This is a genomic window from Chitinophaga polysaccharea (assembly GCF_007829335.1).
GTDB lineage: Bacteria > Bacteroidota > Bacteroidia > Chitinophagales > Chitinophagaceae > Chitinophaga > Chitinophaga polysaccharea_B.
This window is the reverse complement of sequence record NZ_VIWO01000012.1, coordinates 38,288-54,671: the sequence shown is the minus strand read 5'-3', so window position 1 is coordinate 54,671 and position 16,384 is coordinate 38,288. Positions and strand designations below refer to the sequence as shown.

The following is a 16,384-nucleotide window of genomic DNA, read 5'->3' as shown; positions in this document are numbered from 1 at the left end:
CTAAAAAGTAGTGAAATGCGTTATTTCGTATGGTCGTTACTGTTATATATTTCAATGGTGGCACAGGGGCAGGTACCTGATGTGCAACAACTATTGAAAGATACCCGTCCCGCTATTATGCGCCGGGCGCAATGGGCGCTGCAACAGTCGCCTCAAACCATTACAGCGTTTCATTGTGAACGTAGCGCTGGCGGATTGCATGACTTTTATTCGGAAGGGGATTACTGGTGGCCGGATCCGGTACATCCGGATAGCCCCTATATTCAACGCGACGGACAAACCAATCCCGATAATTTCGTAGCGCACCGGCAGGTAATGATCCGGTTTAGCCGGATAATGGGAGCCCTGGCAGCGGGGTATATCGCTACCCGTGACAATACCTACCTGCAGCACGCCTTATTACATGCGCGGGCATGGCTGGAAGATCCTGCTACCCGTATGACCCCTTCTCTTTTATACGCACAGGCGATCAAGGGCCGTGCTACGGGGCGGGGAATCGGTATTATTGATACCATCCAACTGATGGAAGTAGTGCAGGCCCTGCGTATTATGGAAGCGGCGGGGGTTATTCCTGACCGGGATCTGCAGGCATTTAAAAACTGGTTTCAGGAATACCTGCAATGGCTTACCACCCATCCGTATGGTAAAGACGAAATGAATGCCGCCAACAATCACGGTACCTGCTGGGTAATGCAGGTGGCTGCTTTTGCCCGGTTTACGGGCGACCAACCACTACTCACATTTTGCAGCGAACGATATAAAACCGTATTGCTACCCATGCAGATGGCGGAGGACGGCAGTTTTCCCAGGGAGCTGAAACGTACTAAACCTTACGGCTACTCGTTGTTTAATCTGGATGCCATGTCTGCTATCTGTCAGCTGCTGAGTACTACCGGTAACAACTTGTGGCAATATACTACCGACAAGGGTTGCAGCATGGTAAAGGGCATCGCCTTCATGTTTCCCTATGTAAAAAATAAACAGACCTGGCCTTATGCCCAAGATGTGATGTACTGGCATAATTGGCCGGTAGCACAGCCTTTCCTTGTATTTGGTGCAGCTGCATTACACCAAACAGATTACTATCGCTTATGGCTTTCCCTCGACCAGGATCCGGCAACGGAAGAGGTGATCCGGAACCTCCCCATCCGTAATCCATTGATATGGTTCTGAGTCGGTTAAAATTTACAATTATTTAAGATTTAAATGATTTATTTTGTTAATATAAATAGTTAACTTTAGGATAACTATACACTATGCTTAAACTTTAGAGATATGAGTTGGATGGATGACTTGTATGTGATTTACCAGAAACTGGATGCCACCGGTTGTGAAGAGGTGAAACATAACATTTTAAAAGCCCAAATAGACGGTTGTAAACGCGGCGAAATTTATTTCCTGGTGTTACAACAACTGGTACAGATTAAAACAGACAAAGTGCCTGTTTACGAGTTGATTAAGGGAGAGGTAGAAAACATTATCCACTATAGTAAAGGACAATACCTGAGTTAATTATTTTAATTCTTCTATCAGTTTCTGCACTTTAGGGTAATTGGGGGCTTCGGGAGGTATTTTTGATAACCATTCCTGGCACTGCTGCTTGCGGCCCTCTTTCAGATAACTCAATGCCATATAAAATGCCGCATCATTGCGGAGATCGTGGCTGTTGCTAAAAACAGCGAGCAGGTCTTCCCGTGCGTCATTCAGCTGGTTTTGATCAATACGTGCCACACCCCGGTAAAACCGTGCATACAGGTTGCCGGGATTGGTTGTCAACGCATTGTTCAGCAGGACAACCGCTTCATTGAAATGGCCGCGGTTGAATTGTTGGATAGCTTCTTCCGGCAAACGCAGGCTGTCTATATCCGGGATTTGCATTTCTGTGGAAGCAAATTGCCGGTAAATATTCTTTCTCCAGGGACTTATATACAATAAGATGGCCATGCCTGCAGCTATCAGCGCTGTCAGGATTACATAATTACGGATAGGTATCCCGGAATTATCTTTCAGTGTATACCAGGCATTGCGATGGGTAAAGAGCAAGTGTTGTATTTCATCGCGGTCGGCATCGGGGCATATTTTCTGGGCCAGCAGTTGCCGGATAATATCGAATCGTTTTACCTGTTGAGAAAAGGCCGCATCGTTTTGAAGCCTGGTTGTAAACGCTTTACGTTCTGCTTCATTCATTTGTCCGCTAAGGAAACGGTCGGTATCTTCCAGGTTTTGATCCGACAGGCTGTGCGCTTTTAATTTATTGTCGATATCCCGGAACAGGCTGCGAAAGCAGGAGACCCGTCTTACTGGTAACTCTGCCAACGGGATATTGGTTTCTGCGGAGATATCTGCCTGCAGGCAGCCATCGGTAAGCGACCATCGCAGCAATTCTTTACATTCGTCTGGCAGTGTAAGGAAGTAGTGGTAAGCCAGTCTTCTTTTTTCACCTTCCTTTAATACATCTTCCACATCCTGGATATCGTCCCGGCTCATGGTCGACAATTCTTCTGCTTCCAGTCCCGGAATACGTTGTCCACGTCTTTCCAGTTCCTGTTCCCAGATACGCTTACAGAGCAGTTGAAGAAAGGGTTCGAAGTCGGCCACTTTAAGGGGATGGCGTCGGGCGAAGAAGTAAATATCCATCAATGCTTCCTCGAAGATGTGAGCGGCATCTTTGACATGGCCGCTTTTCTGCAGGATAAACCGCTTTTCTTTAGTGGCAAACCGCTGATAGATGTTCTCGATTACAGCAGGTTGATGGCGAAGCAATCCCTCAATATATTCCTGGTCGTTAGATATTAGTTCAGGTGACATACATATCGTTTTTGCCGGGTTCCTCTCTACTAAAAATATTAAACCTAGTCGAAGTAGCCTAATTATTTATTGGATAATAGCAGCAAATGCAATGCCTGTGCGGTGAAACTTGCAAGGAAGTTAAGTATCTTGCCAAAGCATAGCAGCTATAGTTGACAGCACCAGTGAATATGTATCAACCTGATGAGGATATCAGCCAGCTGATATCAAGTTTTATCGCATCTCCGCAAGATCCGCTTTTACGGGAACAGGTGGCAGCCTTTGTGGATGCTGATCCTGAGCAGGCTGTTTATGTCGAAAGCCGTCTTTCCGCCTGGTTGGAAGAGGGGCGGTTTGTAAGGCCCATGCCATCCGCACCGGTGATGCCGGTAAACCGCTATCGGTCTTTCCCCTGGAAATGGCTGGCGACAGCTGCCATAGTGCCGCTGATTGTAGCGGGGGCCTGGTTATTGTGGGAAAACCAGCCTGCGAGAATGCTGCTATATACCAATGATACCGGACGGATAGATACCTTGCAATTGGAAAAAGGGAGTAGCATTATTGCCAATAAGGGCACTACGCTTACCTATGCTGCGCAGTTTGAGGCTACACCTGAAGTAAGTGTGATTTCCGGAGATGCATATTTTAATATACACCGGGCACACCGTATCCGGATGAGATTAGATGAACATACGGTATTATATACTGCCAATGCCTTATTCAGCATACATTGCACTCCGGCCGTTTTCCAGGTGTATGTGATAAAAGGAAGTGTAACGCTGGTACCGGAAAAAGGAAATAAACTGCAGCTAACCGCCAATATGCAGGCCAAGCGCGAATTACATCAACCTATTCAGAAGAAAACCTTGAAAAGTGCCTCATTACTGGCCTGGAAAACAGGCCGGTTGAAGTTCCGGAATGTGCCACTCGAGGAAGTACTGGATGCAGTAAATGGTTATTACGGCCTCGAAATCATCGTACCGCCGTCGGCAAATCAGTTGTATAAACGGCGATTGACGGCTGACTTTGAGAATAAGTCAGCCGCAGAAATGCTGGCGCTGTTGCAACAGACATTGAACACGCCAATTGTAAAAGACAGCGCCAACAGGTATTATGTTACCATTAAGTAGGGCAGTATCAGGTAAGATTTAAACCGGCATTTAATTTTTTGAGAATAGTTTTCAGATCGGAGAATGCCTCGGCTCCGATAATTGCTTCATATCCTGCCTGTATCTCATCTACGGCTTCGTATACATTGATCATAAATTCCTTGCCTTTTTCAGTCAGGAAAATGAGGCTGGCGCGGTTGTCGGTATCGTGTTTACGGCTGCTGATATAATTCTCTGCTTCCAGGTTTTTTACCACTTTGCTCATGGCTTGCTTGCTAATGCGTGCTTTCCTGGCCAGGTCGTTGTTGATGGTGCCGTGTGGATCTATGTGTACCAGTAAGACCATGTCGCCGAGTTTAAAATTTTTGTAGCCACGTTCCTGTATTCTCTCTGTAATGCGCTGGTCGATATCTTTTTTGAACAGGTTGATCAGGCGGGCGAGGCTATCAGGTCTTTTAGTCAAGCATGCCTCGTATCTCGCATCTATTGTTGCGCTCATCGTATTGTAGGTTTAGTAAAAATGTGCAGTTGATAAAATCTCGTATCCTGGTACAATGCTACAAAAAAGCAACGGCTTTTTGCTATGCTTTCTGCAAAGCTGTTGTTGGCAGGGTTATAAAAGAAAGACCCACCACAGCGGCGGGTCTTTTAGTATTTTAGATAGAGCAGTGTAAATTGTACGCGTAATCAGCCATTACGGTATGTGTTCAAATACGCTTTCTGCCCTGGTGTAGCATCTCAGTCCGACGATGGTATTGCTTATCCCCACCTTTACTCGTTGTGCAGACCTGATGCTGGTAGACGTCAGTCAATCAGAGCCTAAGGCCCCGGCTATTCCCATTTCCAGGCCTCTCAGTTCTGCCAGCCCGCGTAAACGGCCAATGGCGCTGTAGCCAGGATTGGTTTTTTTATGCAAATCATCCAGCATCTGGTGGCCATGATCAGGACGCATTGGAATGGATACGTTGCGGCGTTTCATGGTCAGGAGGATGTTTTTTACTACGGCAAACATGTCTACATCGCCTTCCAGGTGGTTGGCTTCGTGGAAGTTGCCTAAAGCGTCCCGCTGTGTACTGCGGAGGTGAATAAAATGAATATGGTCGCCCAATCGCTCTATCATACCGGGAAGGTCGTTGTCGGCCCGTACACCGTAAGAGCCGGTGCAGAAGCACAGCCCATTGGCAGCATAGGGAGCGGCAATCAGCAATTCCCTGGCATCCTGCTCTGTACTTACAATACGGGGCAGCCCGAAAATAGGGAAAGGAGGATCATCCGGGTGGATGGCCAGCTTGATGCCCACTTCGTCTGCCACAGGCGCTATTTGCTGTAAAAAATAAAACAGATGTAGTTTCAGCTGGGTGGCATCTATACCTTTGTAAGTATCCAGTGCTGCCTGAAACTGTTGCAGGGTAAAGCTTTCCTCTGATCCGGGCAAACCGGCAATAACATTTTTCTGGAGTAATACTTTATCCTCATCGGTCATGCTGTCGAAATGCTCTTTGGCGCGGGCAATTTCTTCATCGGTATAGTCCTTTTCTGCATCAGGTCTTTGCAGCATGAACAGGTCGAATGCCATGAAAGCCGCTTTTTCAAAGCGCAGGGCTTTGGAACCATCTTCCACGGTATATGAAAGGTCGGTGCGGGTCCAATCCAGTACCGGCATGAAATTATAGGTAACGGTACGTATATCACAAGCGGCCAGGTTACGTAAGGTTTGCTGGTAGTTGCTGATATAATCCCGGAAACGGCCACGCTGCGTTTTAATATCCTCATGTACCGGTACGCTCTCTACTACCGACCAGGTAAGGCCAGCAGCTTCCACGGTGGCCTTTCGCTTTAATATCTCCTCCCTTGTCCATACCGCACCATTGGGTACATGGTGCAATGCTGTTACTACACCTGTAGCTCCTGCCTGTTTAATATCAGACAGGCTAACCGGATCGTTAGGCCCGTACCATCGCCATGTCTGTTCCATTCTCAGCATAATGCAATACGTTTATTGTAAATTCAGAATTTTTAATTCCAAACCCCAAAAATATAATCTATCTACACATATACAAACTTTGATTTTAAATTTTAGTAGGAGCCGGGTGAATCAGTAAGATCATGAGATCCATTACGTTAGTTTGTGTAGGCCCTGTAATCATTAACCCGCCTGCTTTTGAGAAGAAGTGCCAGGCATCGTTGTTACGCAGAAAACTATTTGGGTCCAGCTGCTGACGAACTGCATTTTCTATCGTAGATGCGTTTACGATAGCCCCGGCGGCATTGGTAGGGCCGTCGCCACCATCGGTGCCTCCACTTAAAAAAGTTAGCCTGGGATCTCCCGCAATGGCAATGGCCACCTCCAGCGCCAGTTGCTGGTTGCGGCCTCCCAGGCCGGTTCCGGTTATTTTAACGGTGGTTTCGCCACCTGCCAGTAAACAAGCGGGTAAAGGTCCGCGATAATGTTCCGCTGCTTCGGTAAGCATAGCGGCTACTGCGTGTACATCTCCGGTAACGGTATCAGATAAAAACAAGGGATGGTAGCCCAGCGCCTGTGCTTTGGCAGCCGCAGCTTCCAGCGCAATGCGGTTGGTGCCTGCAAGGTAGTTATACACATGACTAAAATCGGCATCACCAGGTTTGGGCGTTTCAGGGATAAAACCAGCAGCGCCCTGTTGAAGGTATTGCCGTAGTGATGCAGGTAGCTGGTCCTGCAAATGGTATTGCGTAAGAATGGACAAGGTATCCTGGAACGTAGATGGATCGGCCACGGTAGGACCCGAACCGATTACACTGAGGTCATCGCCCACCACATCGCTTAAGATCAGGGTACATAGCCTCGCAGGGCGAATGAGCTGCGCCAGCTGACCGCCTTTCACCGAAGAAAGATGTTTACGTACGGTGTTCATCTCCCGGATATCTGCCCCGCTTTTAAGCAATGCTTCAAATAGCTGTTGCACTTCCCGCAACGTGCTTCCTGCCGGTATATCGGCCAGCAATGCCGAGGCGCCGCCGGATAGCAGGAAGAACACCAGGTCGCCAGCCTGCACCTGGCGGGCTATTTCCAGCAGCTTCACAGTAGCGGTTACACTGTTATCATCTGGTACAGGATGCCCTGCTTCCAGGAGCAACAGCTGTTGTAAAGGCAACGCATGGCCATATTTGGTCACCACCAATCCCTGTAGCGGGAAGTGTTTACTCAGTATCTTTTCCAGCTCCTCGGCCATGGCGGCAGCGGCTTTCCCTGCGCCCAATATCCATACTTTTCCTCCTGCCGGCAGCGCATAAGTATGATCGGCCACCCGGATGTTGCGGGTGCCGGGTAATACGGCTACATGTTGTTGCATGAGGTTGGCCGGGTGTACCGCCGCTACCGCATGCCGGAAAATTTGTTGAATATCGTGAACGGGTGTATCCATACGATAGGTTTAAAAGCTATTGAAGCGAATGATCTCAGCATGTTTGCCAAGATCATTCGCTTCAACGGTGTATTTTTTGCCTGGTATATCAGGAGTTATTGCCCATTTTTCAGTTCTTTCTTCTGCCGCTTTTTTTCCATTCTTTCTTCCAGGTGCTCTTTCTTATTCATTTCCCAGTCATTCCACTTTTTGTATTGGGTTGCGGTAAATACGGTTTTGAAGCGCTGGCTACGTTCTGAATCCAGTGCTTTAAACTGGGTCATGCGCTCTTTTTTAGAGAGCGATGTATTCTTTTTTACCGCATCCATCCGGCGAACAATGTCCTCATTAATAACATAGATCTTCTCTGTTTGGGCCCTGTTCAGGTTCAGTTTATGAGAGATTTTATCAGTTATCTTGTTGGCGCGCCCCTCTATTGTCCAGCGTCCTCTTGAAACAGCAGCCGTATCGTTTGCCTGTGCGTGGACACCGGTGGTTACTGCCACCAGGCAGACCAGCAGTAACAGCATATAAGCGGAAATAATCTTCATAATCAGCTAGTATTATACGAATTTAAACAAACTTAAGGTGTAATCCTTTGTCAAATTATCCCTTTTTCGTGTGAATCCAAAATTTGGAATCCGGTATTACCACTCATAAAAAATATGCCGTTTTACTAACAGCCACCTCAATGATTTACTATTTTTAGCCGATCAACGGAATCTGAACCGAAAACTATCGATTTACATGAAAAAAGCTTTTGAGAAACCCGTGCGCGCCCTGCTATCGCGGTGTATAACCTATGCGCTGAACCAGCATCGCAGCAAATGGCTGCTGTTGCTGTTACTGTCGACCGGCTCTTATGTGCATGCCCAGGAAACATTTCCTGTAAATGGTATTGCCGATCCCCACGAGGGCTGTTTCGCCTTTACACATGCTACGATCGTCAGGGATGCACAAACTACGCTGAGTAACGCTACACTGCTGATCCGGGACGGGAAAATTGTGGAGGCGGGTACTTCCGTAGCTATCCCGAAAGATGCGGTGGTAGTGGATTGTAAAGGAAAGTATATCTATCCTTCTTTTGTAGATCTGTACAGCAACTACGGTTTATCTGAGCCTAAACGCGGCGGCTCTGCCTGGAATGCAGCCCCGCAGTTTCTCTCTAACACCAAAGGGGCATACGGTTGGAACCAGGCCATCAGAAGCGAAATTAATGCGGCCGACCTGTTTGTAGCAGACGATGGAAAGGCAGCTCCGCTGCGGGAAGTAGGCTTTGGCACGGTACTGACGCAGCAACCTGATGGCATTGCCCGCGGTACTGCCGCCCTGGTAACACTGGCTACTGCGAAAGAGAATAAAGTCATGCTCCGCGAAAGAGCGGCAGCAGCATACTCTTTCGATAAAGGCACTTCTACACAAAACTATCCCAACTCGCTGATGGGATGTATAGCCCTGCTACGGCAGACTTACCTGGACGCACAGTGGTATAAATCACAGCCGGCAAAAGAAGGAATCAACCTTAGCTTACAGGCCTGGAATGCCAACCAGTCATTACCACAGCTTTTTGAAGCCGCAGATAAATGGGATGTACTGAGAGCCGATAAAATCGGGGACGAATTTGGTGTACAATACATCATCAAAGCCAGTGGAAATGAATACCAGCGCATCGCTGAAATGGCTGCCACCAAAGCAACGTTTATAGTGCCGCTCAACTTTCCCAGTGCGATTGATGTAGAAGATCCTAACGACGCCCGCTTCGTAGCACTGGCCGATATGAAACATTGGGAAATGGCGCCCACTTCGCCTGCTGCCTTCGAAAAAGCAAACATTCCTTTCTGTCTCACCGCCGCCGATCTGAAGGACGTAAAACAGTTCCTGGCTAATGTGCGCAAAGCTATCGAATATGGACTCAGCGAACAGAAAGCACTGGAATCATTAACCAAAACACCGGCCTCCCTGATAAAAGCATATGATAAAGTAGGTAGCCTGGAAGCAGGAAAGCTGGCTAATTTCCTCATTACTTCAGGCCCTATCTTCAACGATAAAACTATTCTGTATCAAAATTGGGTGCAGGGTAACCGCTATATCATCAAAACCGATGGATGGAATGATGTTCGTGGAGTGTACACCATTAGCCTCAGCAATGGCGCCAGCTATACGGTAAATATTAACGGATCCCCGGTATCGCCAGCCCTGGCGGTATTACAACAGGACACCCTGTCCGGACATATCGATATCAATGGTAAACTCGTAGCTTTGTCTCTGCCACTGAGCAAAAACAGTAAAAGCAGCATACGCCTGAGTGGCATCATCAGCGACAACAGCTGGACAGGTACCGGATCTGATACCAGTGGCAACCTGGTAAAATGGAGCGCGATATTCGTTAAAGCAACACCTGAAAAAGGGGATACAACGAAAGCCAAAGCGCCCGTAACAGTTGGCTCCATGTACTATCCATTCAATGGCTATGGCTGGGAAAAACTCCCACAGCAACTGGACCTGCTTATTAAGAATGCCACTGTCTGGACAGGTGAAAAAGACGGCAAACTGGAAAATACAGACGTATTGATCCGCAATGGTAAAATTGCACAGATAGGCAAGGGGCTGTCTGCCGGTAGCGCCCGGGTGATAGACGGCACCGGCAAGCACTTATCTGCCGGCATTATCGATGAACATTCCCATATCGCTATCAGTAAAGGTGTTAATGAATCTTCACAATCCGTGACATCGGAGGTGAGAATTGCTGATGTGCTGAATCCGGAAGACGTTAATATTTACCGGCAACTCAGCGGCGGTGTCACCGCTTCTCATTTACTGCACGGCAGCGCCAATGCGATTGGCGGACAATCTCAGTTAGTTAAACTCCGCTGGGGGCAAAATGCAGAAGGTCTGAAAGTAACTAACTGGGACCCGTTTATCAAGTTTGCATTGGGCGAAAATGTGAAGCAATCCAACTGGGGAGAACGGAATACGGTTCGCTTCCCGCAAACCAGGATGGGTGTTGAGCAAATATACCTGGATGCGTTTACCCGTGCCCGTGACTACGAAAAGCAAGGTGCCGGCAAGCGCCGCGACCTGGAGCTGGATGCATTAGTAGAGATCCTGCACCAACAGCGGTTTATTACCTGTCACTCTTATGTACAGAGCGAAATCAATATGCTCATGCATGTGGCAGACAGTTTCCATTTCCGGGTGAACACTTTCACCCATATCCTCGAAGGATATAAGGTAGCAGATAAAATGAAGGCGCATGGCGCCGGCGCCGGTACGTTTGCGGACTGGTGGGCTTATAAAATGGAAGTACAGGATGCTATTCCTTATAACGCCGCTATTATGCATAAAGTGGGCGTAGTAACCGCCATCAACTCAGATGACGCAGAAATGGCCCGCCGCCTCAACCAGGAGGCTGCCAAAACCGTTAAGTATGGTGGTGTAAGCGAAGAAGATGCCCTCAAAATGGTGACCCTTAACCCGGCGAAACTCCTGCATATAGATAGCCGCATGGGAAGTATCAAGGTGGGTAAAGATGCAGACGTAGTGCTGTGGAGTGATAACCCGCTGAGCATTTATGCGAAGGCAGAAAAAACGATTGTAGATGGTATCGTGGAATTTGACCGGGAATACGACCTGCAGCTGCGTACCCGCATTGCCACTGAGCGCAATCGCCTGATACAGCGTATGCTGGCGGAAAAGAAGAAAGGTACGCCTACGCAGAAAGCTACTTTTGTGCCGGATGAAATGTACCACTGCGAAGATCTGCAGGGAGGACATCAACAGGCAATCGGCTATTAACCGGCCATTATTTTGAAACACTTTAAGCAAATTGCTCAATGAATAAAAATATTATTTTGCTGGGATTGGCCATGGGACTACATACTGCCTATGCACAGGAAACGATTTCCCCCGCGCCCGCGCAACGCAAACCGGTTTATCTCACTCATGCCACCATTCATGTTGGCAATGGACAGGTGATTGAAAATGGTACCATCGCTTTCAGCCAGGGAAAAATTACCGCTGTTGGAAATAATGTAGCAGCTGCCGGTGATGCTACCATAATAGATTTGAAAGGGCAGCATGTATATCCCGGCATTATAGCGCCGGAAACCAGCCTGGGACTCGTAGAATTTGAAAGTGTACGCGCCACCATCGATCTCCGGGAAGTGGGGGAAATCAACTCGTCTGTTCGTTCCATTATTGCGTATAATGCCGATTCCAAAGTAATTAATACCCTGCGCTCCAATGGTATATTACTGGCACAGGTAACACCGCAGGGAGGTATCGTTAGCGGCGCCTCTTCCGTGGTGCAGCTGGATGCCTGGAACTGGGAAGATGCGGCCTATAAAACGGATAATGCACTGCACTTCTTTATGCCCCGTTTGCTACCAGTGGGAAGCGGCAGTGGTCCTGCCACTAACGACAGAACCAAAGCAGCCCTGGAGCAGATAGAAAAGGTAAGAACGTTTTTCCGGGAAGCCAATGCCTGGCTGAAAGAAGGGAAACACAGCGCTACTAATCTCAAATTTGAATCCATGCGCCGCCTGTTTAATAAAGAACAAAAGTTGTTCATTCACTGCGACCTGGTAAAGGAAATGCTGCTGGCAATAGATTTTGCAAAAGAGTTTAATATAGAGGTGGCCATTGTAGGAGGTACTGATGCCTGGCTGATTGCTGATATCCTGCAGAAAAATAATATTCCGGTAGTATTAACCCAGCCACATAGCTTGCCGCTTATGCAAGACGATGATGTGGATCAGCCGTATAAAACAGCTGCACTGTTACAAAAAGCCGGCGTGTTGTATTGCCTGAGCAACGAAGGGTTCTGGCAACAACGCAACCTGGGATTTGAAGCGGGTACCGCGGCTACTTATGGCCTGAGCAAGGAACAGGCGCTGTCGGCGGTTACGCTAAACGCAGCTAAAATACTGGGCATCGATAATATCGCCGGCTCGCTGGAAACCGGTAAAGACGCCAACATTGCGGTTAGTAACGGAGATATGCTGGATATGAAGTCGAGCGTCATTACCCACGCGTTTATCCAGGGAAGGGAAATCAACCTGGATAATAAACAGAAACAGTTGAATGCGAAGTATGAGCAGAAATATGGGTTGAAATAATAGGGGAGTAAGTATAAAATGTGAAAGGCCTGCATATACGCAGGCCTTTCACATTTTATTATTTGTAGAAAACTTATATTGCTTTTACGAGATAGTAGTTCTTCTTCCCTTTTTGGAAAAGGATATATTTATCACGCAATAAGGCAGCTGTGTTGATGACAGTATCAATGCCTTCTATTTTATTTTTGTTCATGCTCACACCGCCTCCCTGTACCGTTTTCCGGGCTTCTCCCTTACTGGGGAAGATACCGGTTTCGGCCAGTAGGCTTACTACATCCTTACCTGCTTCCAGGTCGGTTTTGGCCACTTCAAATTGAGGAACGCCGGCCATTACATCCAGTAATTGTTCTTCGGTGAGAGATAGCAGCAATTCAGCAGTATCATTGCTAAAAAGTAACGAAGAAGCTTTCACTGCAAATTCATAACTTTCTTCGCCGTGGATGAAAACGGTGACTTCTTTGGCCAGTCGCTGCTGCAACAGGCGTAAGTGCGGTGCTTCGCGATGTTTGGCTATCAGCTCATCTACCTCTGGTTGTTCCATGAAAGTAAATATTTTGATATAGCTTTCTGCATCCACATCGGTGGTATTTAACCAAAACTGGTAAAACATGTAGGGAGAAGTACGTTTGGGGTCGAGCCACACTGTACCTTGCTCGGTTTTACCGAATTTGGTGCCATCTGCTTTTTTGATCAGGGGGCAGGTAAAAGCAAACGCTTCACCGCTGGCCTTCCGGCGGATCAATTCTGTACCGGTAACAATGTTACCCCATTGATCGGAGCCGCCCATCTGCAGTTTGCAGTTTTTGGCGGTATACAAATGATAGAAGTCGTATCCCTGTATGAGTTGATAGGTAAATTCGGTAAATGACATCCCGTTGTCGCCTTCGATTCTTTTTTTAACGGAATCTTTGGCCATCATGTAGTTAACGGTGATGTGTTTACCGGTGTCGCGAATAAAATCGAGAAAGGAAATGTGCTGGAACCAGTCGAAGTTATTCACCATTTCTGCGGCATTGGGTTTGGCAGGATCAAAGTCGAGGAAGCGTTCCAGCTGGGCTTTAATACCGGCCACATTTTTTTGCAGGGTATCCAGGTCCAGCATTTTTCTTTCTTCCGCTTTAAAGGAGGGGTCGCCTACCATTCCGGTAGCGCCGCCCACCAGCGCCAGGGGCTTATGTCCTGCCTTTTGCAGATGCACCAGCAGCAGGATGGGTACCAGGCTACCGATGTGCAATGACTCCGCAGTAGGGTCAAAACCAATGTAAGCAGTGGTCATTTCCTTTTGCAGTTGCTCTTCCGTACCAGGCATCATATCCTGTAGCATACCCCGCCAGCGCAGTTCTTCTATCAGATTCATGATTTTAATAACAATTTTTGCAAACCTACATAAAAATGTCTGAACTGCAGGGGATAAGTGGTGGGAGAGGAAGAAGGAGAAAAAGAAAAGTCCCGTTACTCTGCAACGGGACTGAAACATTACATATTTTTAAGGCATTTCGCCAGGCTATCTCTCCAGTAAGGTACTGTGATGCCGAAGGTAGCTTTTATCTTTTCTTTATTCAGCACACTGTAGGCAGGGCGTTTAGCGGCTGTTTTATATTTATCAGAGGTAACCGGGGAAATGCGGGTAGTGGCATTGGTCATCTCTTTGATGGCAATGGCAAAATCGTACCAGCTGGTAACGCCCTCGTTACTATAATGATAAACGCCGCCCAGGGCTGCATCAGGGTTTACTGTTTTATATTGCAGTATATCCAGGATGGCCACCGCCAGATCGCCAGCATACGTAGGCGTACCTGCCTGATCAAAAACCACGTTTAATTCCTGTTTTTCCTGCATCAGTTCACGCATACGCTTTACGAAGTTGATTGCATATTCCGAATAGAGCCAGGAAGTACGGAGTACAATGGTTTGTTCATTGTAGCCGGTAGCTGCGGCTTCGCCCCGAACTTTGGAGGCGCCGTAGATGCTCTGAGGATCGGTTTCATCTTCTTCGGTGTAGGGCACATTTTGCCGGCCGCTAAATACGTAGTCAGTAGAAATATGCAGCAACTGGGCGCTATGTTGCGCGCAGATTTCTGCGAGCGTAAGTACTGCCTGGAAATTCAGGAGGAAGGCGTTGTCTTCGTCTTCTTCTGCTTTGTCTACCGCTGTATAGGCCGCGCAGTTGATACAGGCGTCAATCGGTTGTGCAGCGAAATAGGCAGCCAGTGCATCGGCATTGGTAATGTCGAGATCCTGGTAATCGGTGAATAACAGGTTAAATTGTGGATAATCACCGGCTACTTTCTTTAAGGCCTGGCCTAGTTGACCGTTTCCCCCGGTAACAAGAATATTTTTCATGGCAATGATCAGCTGTTAAAAATAAAATTATGTTGTACGTCTGCCAACTTAGGCAGGATCAGGTCTTTTTCAGAAACGATCGCATCTTTAAGGTCAATTCCCCAGTCTATCTCCAGGGCAGGATCATTATAGATAATGCCACCTTCGCTGTTTTTGTGATAAAAATTATCACACTTGTACATTACTTCTGCCGTTTCACTGATCACTGCGTAACCATGTGCAAACCCTTTAGGCACCAGTAATTGTAACTTGTTATCTGCACTTAGCTCTATCACAAAAGATTTACCATAGGTGGGAGAGCCCTCACGAATATCTACCACCGCATCAATAATCCTTCCCTCCAGTACCCTTACTAATTTGGTTTGAGCATATGGTTCCAGCTGGTAGTGGAGCCCTCTCAATACGCCATACACAGATCTGGCCTGATTATCCTGAACAAATGAATAATCAATGCCCGCCGCGCTGAAAGTGTTGGCGTTGTAGCTTTCAAAAAAATAACCACGATGATCGCCCAACACTTTAGGTTCGTAAATTAAAAGACCGGGTATACCCGTTTGTTGAAAAGGCATGAGTAATAACTATCTTTTTTGATATTGTTCGCTATAATACTTCTGATAATCTCCGCTGGTTACATTTTTGAGCCATGCTTCGTTTTCCAGGTACCAATCTACCGTTTTTTCAAGGCCTTCTTCAAACTGAAGGGAGGGGTGCCATCCCAGTTCTTTATTAAGTTTAGTAGCGTCTATGGCGTAGCGGAGGTCATGACCTGCACGATCTTTCACATAAGTGATGAGCTGCGCAGAAGTGCCTTCCGGACGTCCGAGTTTCCTATCCATAATCCTGCACAATAACTGGATAAGGTCGATGTTTTTCCACTCATTAAAGCCACCCACGTTGTAGGTTTCGCCTATTTTGCCATGATGGGCTATTGTATCAATAGCCCTGGCATGATCATTTACATATAGCCAGTCCCGCACATTCTCGCCTTTGCCATATACCGGTACAGGCTTATTGTTTTTTATATTATGTATCGCCAGCGGGATTAATTTTTCCGGGAAATGATGCGAACCATAGTTATTGGAACAATTGGAAATCACAACTGGCAGGTGATAGGTGTGATGATAAGCCATCACAAAATGATCTGAACTGGCTTTGGAAGCTGAATAAGGAGAACGCGGATCGTATGCGGTTGTTTCGAGGAAAAAACCTTCCTCTCCCAACGAACCATATACTTCGTCGGTAGAAACATGATAAAATAGCTTCCCTTCCATATTGTCTTTCCAATGCTTTTTAGCGCTGTTTAGCAACACGGCAGTGCCCAGTACATTGGTTTTGATAAATGCAAGGGGATCCATAATGGAGCGGTCTACATGACTTTCTGCAGCCAGATGTATCACACCATCAAATTGGTATTTTTCAAAAAGCTGCGCTATCAAAGCCTCATCAGTGATGTCACCCTTTTCAAAAATATAATTGGATCGATCTTTTATATCTACCAGGTTTTCGAGATTACCGGCATAGGTAAGAGCATCCAGGTTTACAATTCGGTAATCGGGATATTTATTTACAAATAACCTGACCACATGTGAACCGATGAAACCAGCTCCTCCGGTAATCAATAATGTCCGCTTCATTGCCGGTAAGG

The 16,384-nt window shown here is 47.1% G+C and carries 14 protein-coding genes; 5 read left to right on the top strand and 9 right to left on the bottom strand.

Going from position 1 to position 16,384, the window contains the following annotated elements; genetic code table 11:
• The first annotated feature begins 15 nt into the window (after positions 1–15).
• Both FHW36_RS27735 and FHW36_RS27730 read left to right on the top strand, forming a co-directional pair.
• Positions 16–1,173, top strand: a complete 1,158-nt coding sequence (locus FHW36_RS27735; RefSeq protein ID WP_145674193.1) for an alginate lyase family protein — start codon at positions 16–18, stop codon at positions 1,171–1,173.
• 102 nt (positions 1,174–1,275) lie between these two features.
• Positions 1,276–1,512 carry a hypothetical protein gene (locus FHW36_RS27730; protein WP_145674191.1) on the top strand — a complete coding sequence of 79 codons (237 nt, stop codon included), beginning with the start codon at positions 1,276–1,278 and terminating at the stop codon, positions 1,510–1,512.
• Here the strand turns inward: FHW36_RS27730 and FHW36_RS27725 are convergent, their stop codons facing one another.
• A complete protein-coding gene (locus FHW36_RS27725; protein WP_145674189.1) occupies positions 1,513–2,808 on the bottom strand; it encodes a hypothetical protein in 1,296 nt (431 codons plus the stop codon).
• Positions 2,809–2,978: 170 nt separating this feature from the next.
• On the opposite strand from FHW36_RS27725, the gene FHW36_RS27720 reads away from it, so the two are divergent.
• Positions 2,979–3,917 carry a FecR domain-containing protein gene (locus tag FHW36_RS27720; RefSeq protein WP_145674187.1) on the top strand — a complete coding sequence of 313 codons (939 nt, stop codon included), beginning with the start codon at positions 2,979–2,981 and terminating at the stop codon, positions 3,915–3,917.
• 7 nt (positions 3,918–3,924) lie between these two features.
• Here the strand turns inward: FHW36_RS27720 and FHW36_RS27715 are convergent, their stop codons facing one another.
• The 4 genes from FHW36_RS27715 to FHW36_RS27700 all read right to left on the bottom strand — a co-directional run bounded on the left by FHW36_RS27715 (position 3,925) and on the right by FHW36_RS27700 (position 7,830).
• On the bottom strand, positions 3,925–4,395 hold the full coding sequence (locus FHW36_RS27715; RefSeq protein ID WP_145674185.1) for a MarR family winged helix-turn-helix transcriptional regulator: 471 nt from the start codon (positions 4,393–4,395) through the stop codon (positions 3,925–3,927).
• Positions 4,396–4,704: 309 nt separating this feature from the next.
• Positions 4,705–5,880, bottom strand: a complete 1,176-nt coding sequence (uxuA, locus tag FHW36_RS27710; protein ID WP_145674183.1) for a mannonate dehydratase — start codon at positions 5,878–5,880, stop codon at positions 4,705–4,707.
• 85 nt (positions 5,881–5,965) lie between these two features.
• On the bottom strand, positions 5,966–7,300 hold the full coding sequence (locus FHW36_RS27705; RefSeq protein ID WP_145674181.1) for a glycerate kinase type-2 family protein: 1,335 nt from the start codon (positions 7,298–7,300) through the stop codon (positions 5,966–5,968).
• A gap of 95 nt (positions 7,301–7,395) precedes the next feature.
• Complete coding sequence (locus tag FHW36_RS27700) at positions 7,396–7,830, bottom strand: hypothetical protein (RefSeq protein ID WP_145674179.1); 435 nt, start codon at positions 7,828–7,830, stop codon at positions 7,396–7,398.
• A gap of 196 nt (positions 7,831–8,026) precedes the next feature.
• Here FHW36_RS27700 and FHW36_RS27695 point away from each other — a divergent pair, with 196 nt between their 5' ends.
• Positions 8,027–11,074 carry an amidohydrolase family protein gene (locus tag FHW36_RS27695; protein WP_145674177.1) on the top strand — a complete coding sequence of 1,016 codons (3,048 nt, stop codon included), beginning with the start codon at positions 8,027–8,029 and terminating at the stop codon, positions 11,072–11,074.
• 38 nt (positions 11,075–11,112) lie between these two features.
• Positions 11,113–12,396, top strand: coding sequence for an amidohydrolase family protein (locus FHW36_RS27690; protein WP_145674175.1), 1,284 nt, complete (start codon positions 11,113–11,115; stop codon positions 12,394–12,396).
• Positions 12,397–12,469: 73 nt separating this feature from the next.
• Here FHW36_RS27690 and tyrS read toward each other — a convergent pair whose 3' ends face one another.
• From tyrS to rfbB, 4 genes are all read right to left on the bottom strand, one after another.
• Positions 12,470–13,753, bottom strand: a complete 1,284-nt coding sequence (tyrS, locus tag FHW36_RS27685; RefSeq protein WP_145674171.1) for a tyrosine--tRNA ligase — start codon at positions 13,751–13,753, stop codon at positions 12,470–12,472.
• 119 nt (positions 13,754–13,872) lie between these two features.
• Positions 13,873–14,739 (bottom strand): dTDP-4-dehydrorhamnose reductase, encoded by an 867-nt coding sequence (gene rfbD / locus FHW36_RS27680; RefSeq protein WP_145674169.1) that lies wholly within the window; start codon positions 14,737–14,739, stop codon positions 13,873–13,875.
• 8 nt (positions 14,740–14,747) lie between these two features.
• Entirely contained in the window at positions 14,748–15,308 is a 561-nt protein-coding gene (rfbC, locus tag FHW36_RS27675) for a dTDP-4-dehydrorhamnose 3,5-epimerase (protein ID WP_145674167.1), read from the bottom strand.
• Between the two features lie 9 nt (positions 15,309–15,317).
• Positions 15,318–16,373, bottom strand: coding sequence for a dTDP-glucose 4,6-dehydratase (rfbB, locus tag FHW36_RS27670; RefSeq protein WP_145674165.1), 1,056 nt, complete (start codon positions 16,371–16,373; stop codon positions 15,318–15,320).
• Positions 16,374–16,384 lie beyond the last annotated feature (11 nt).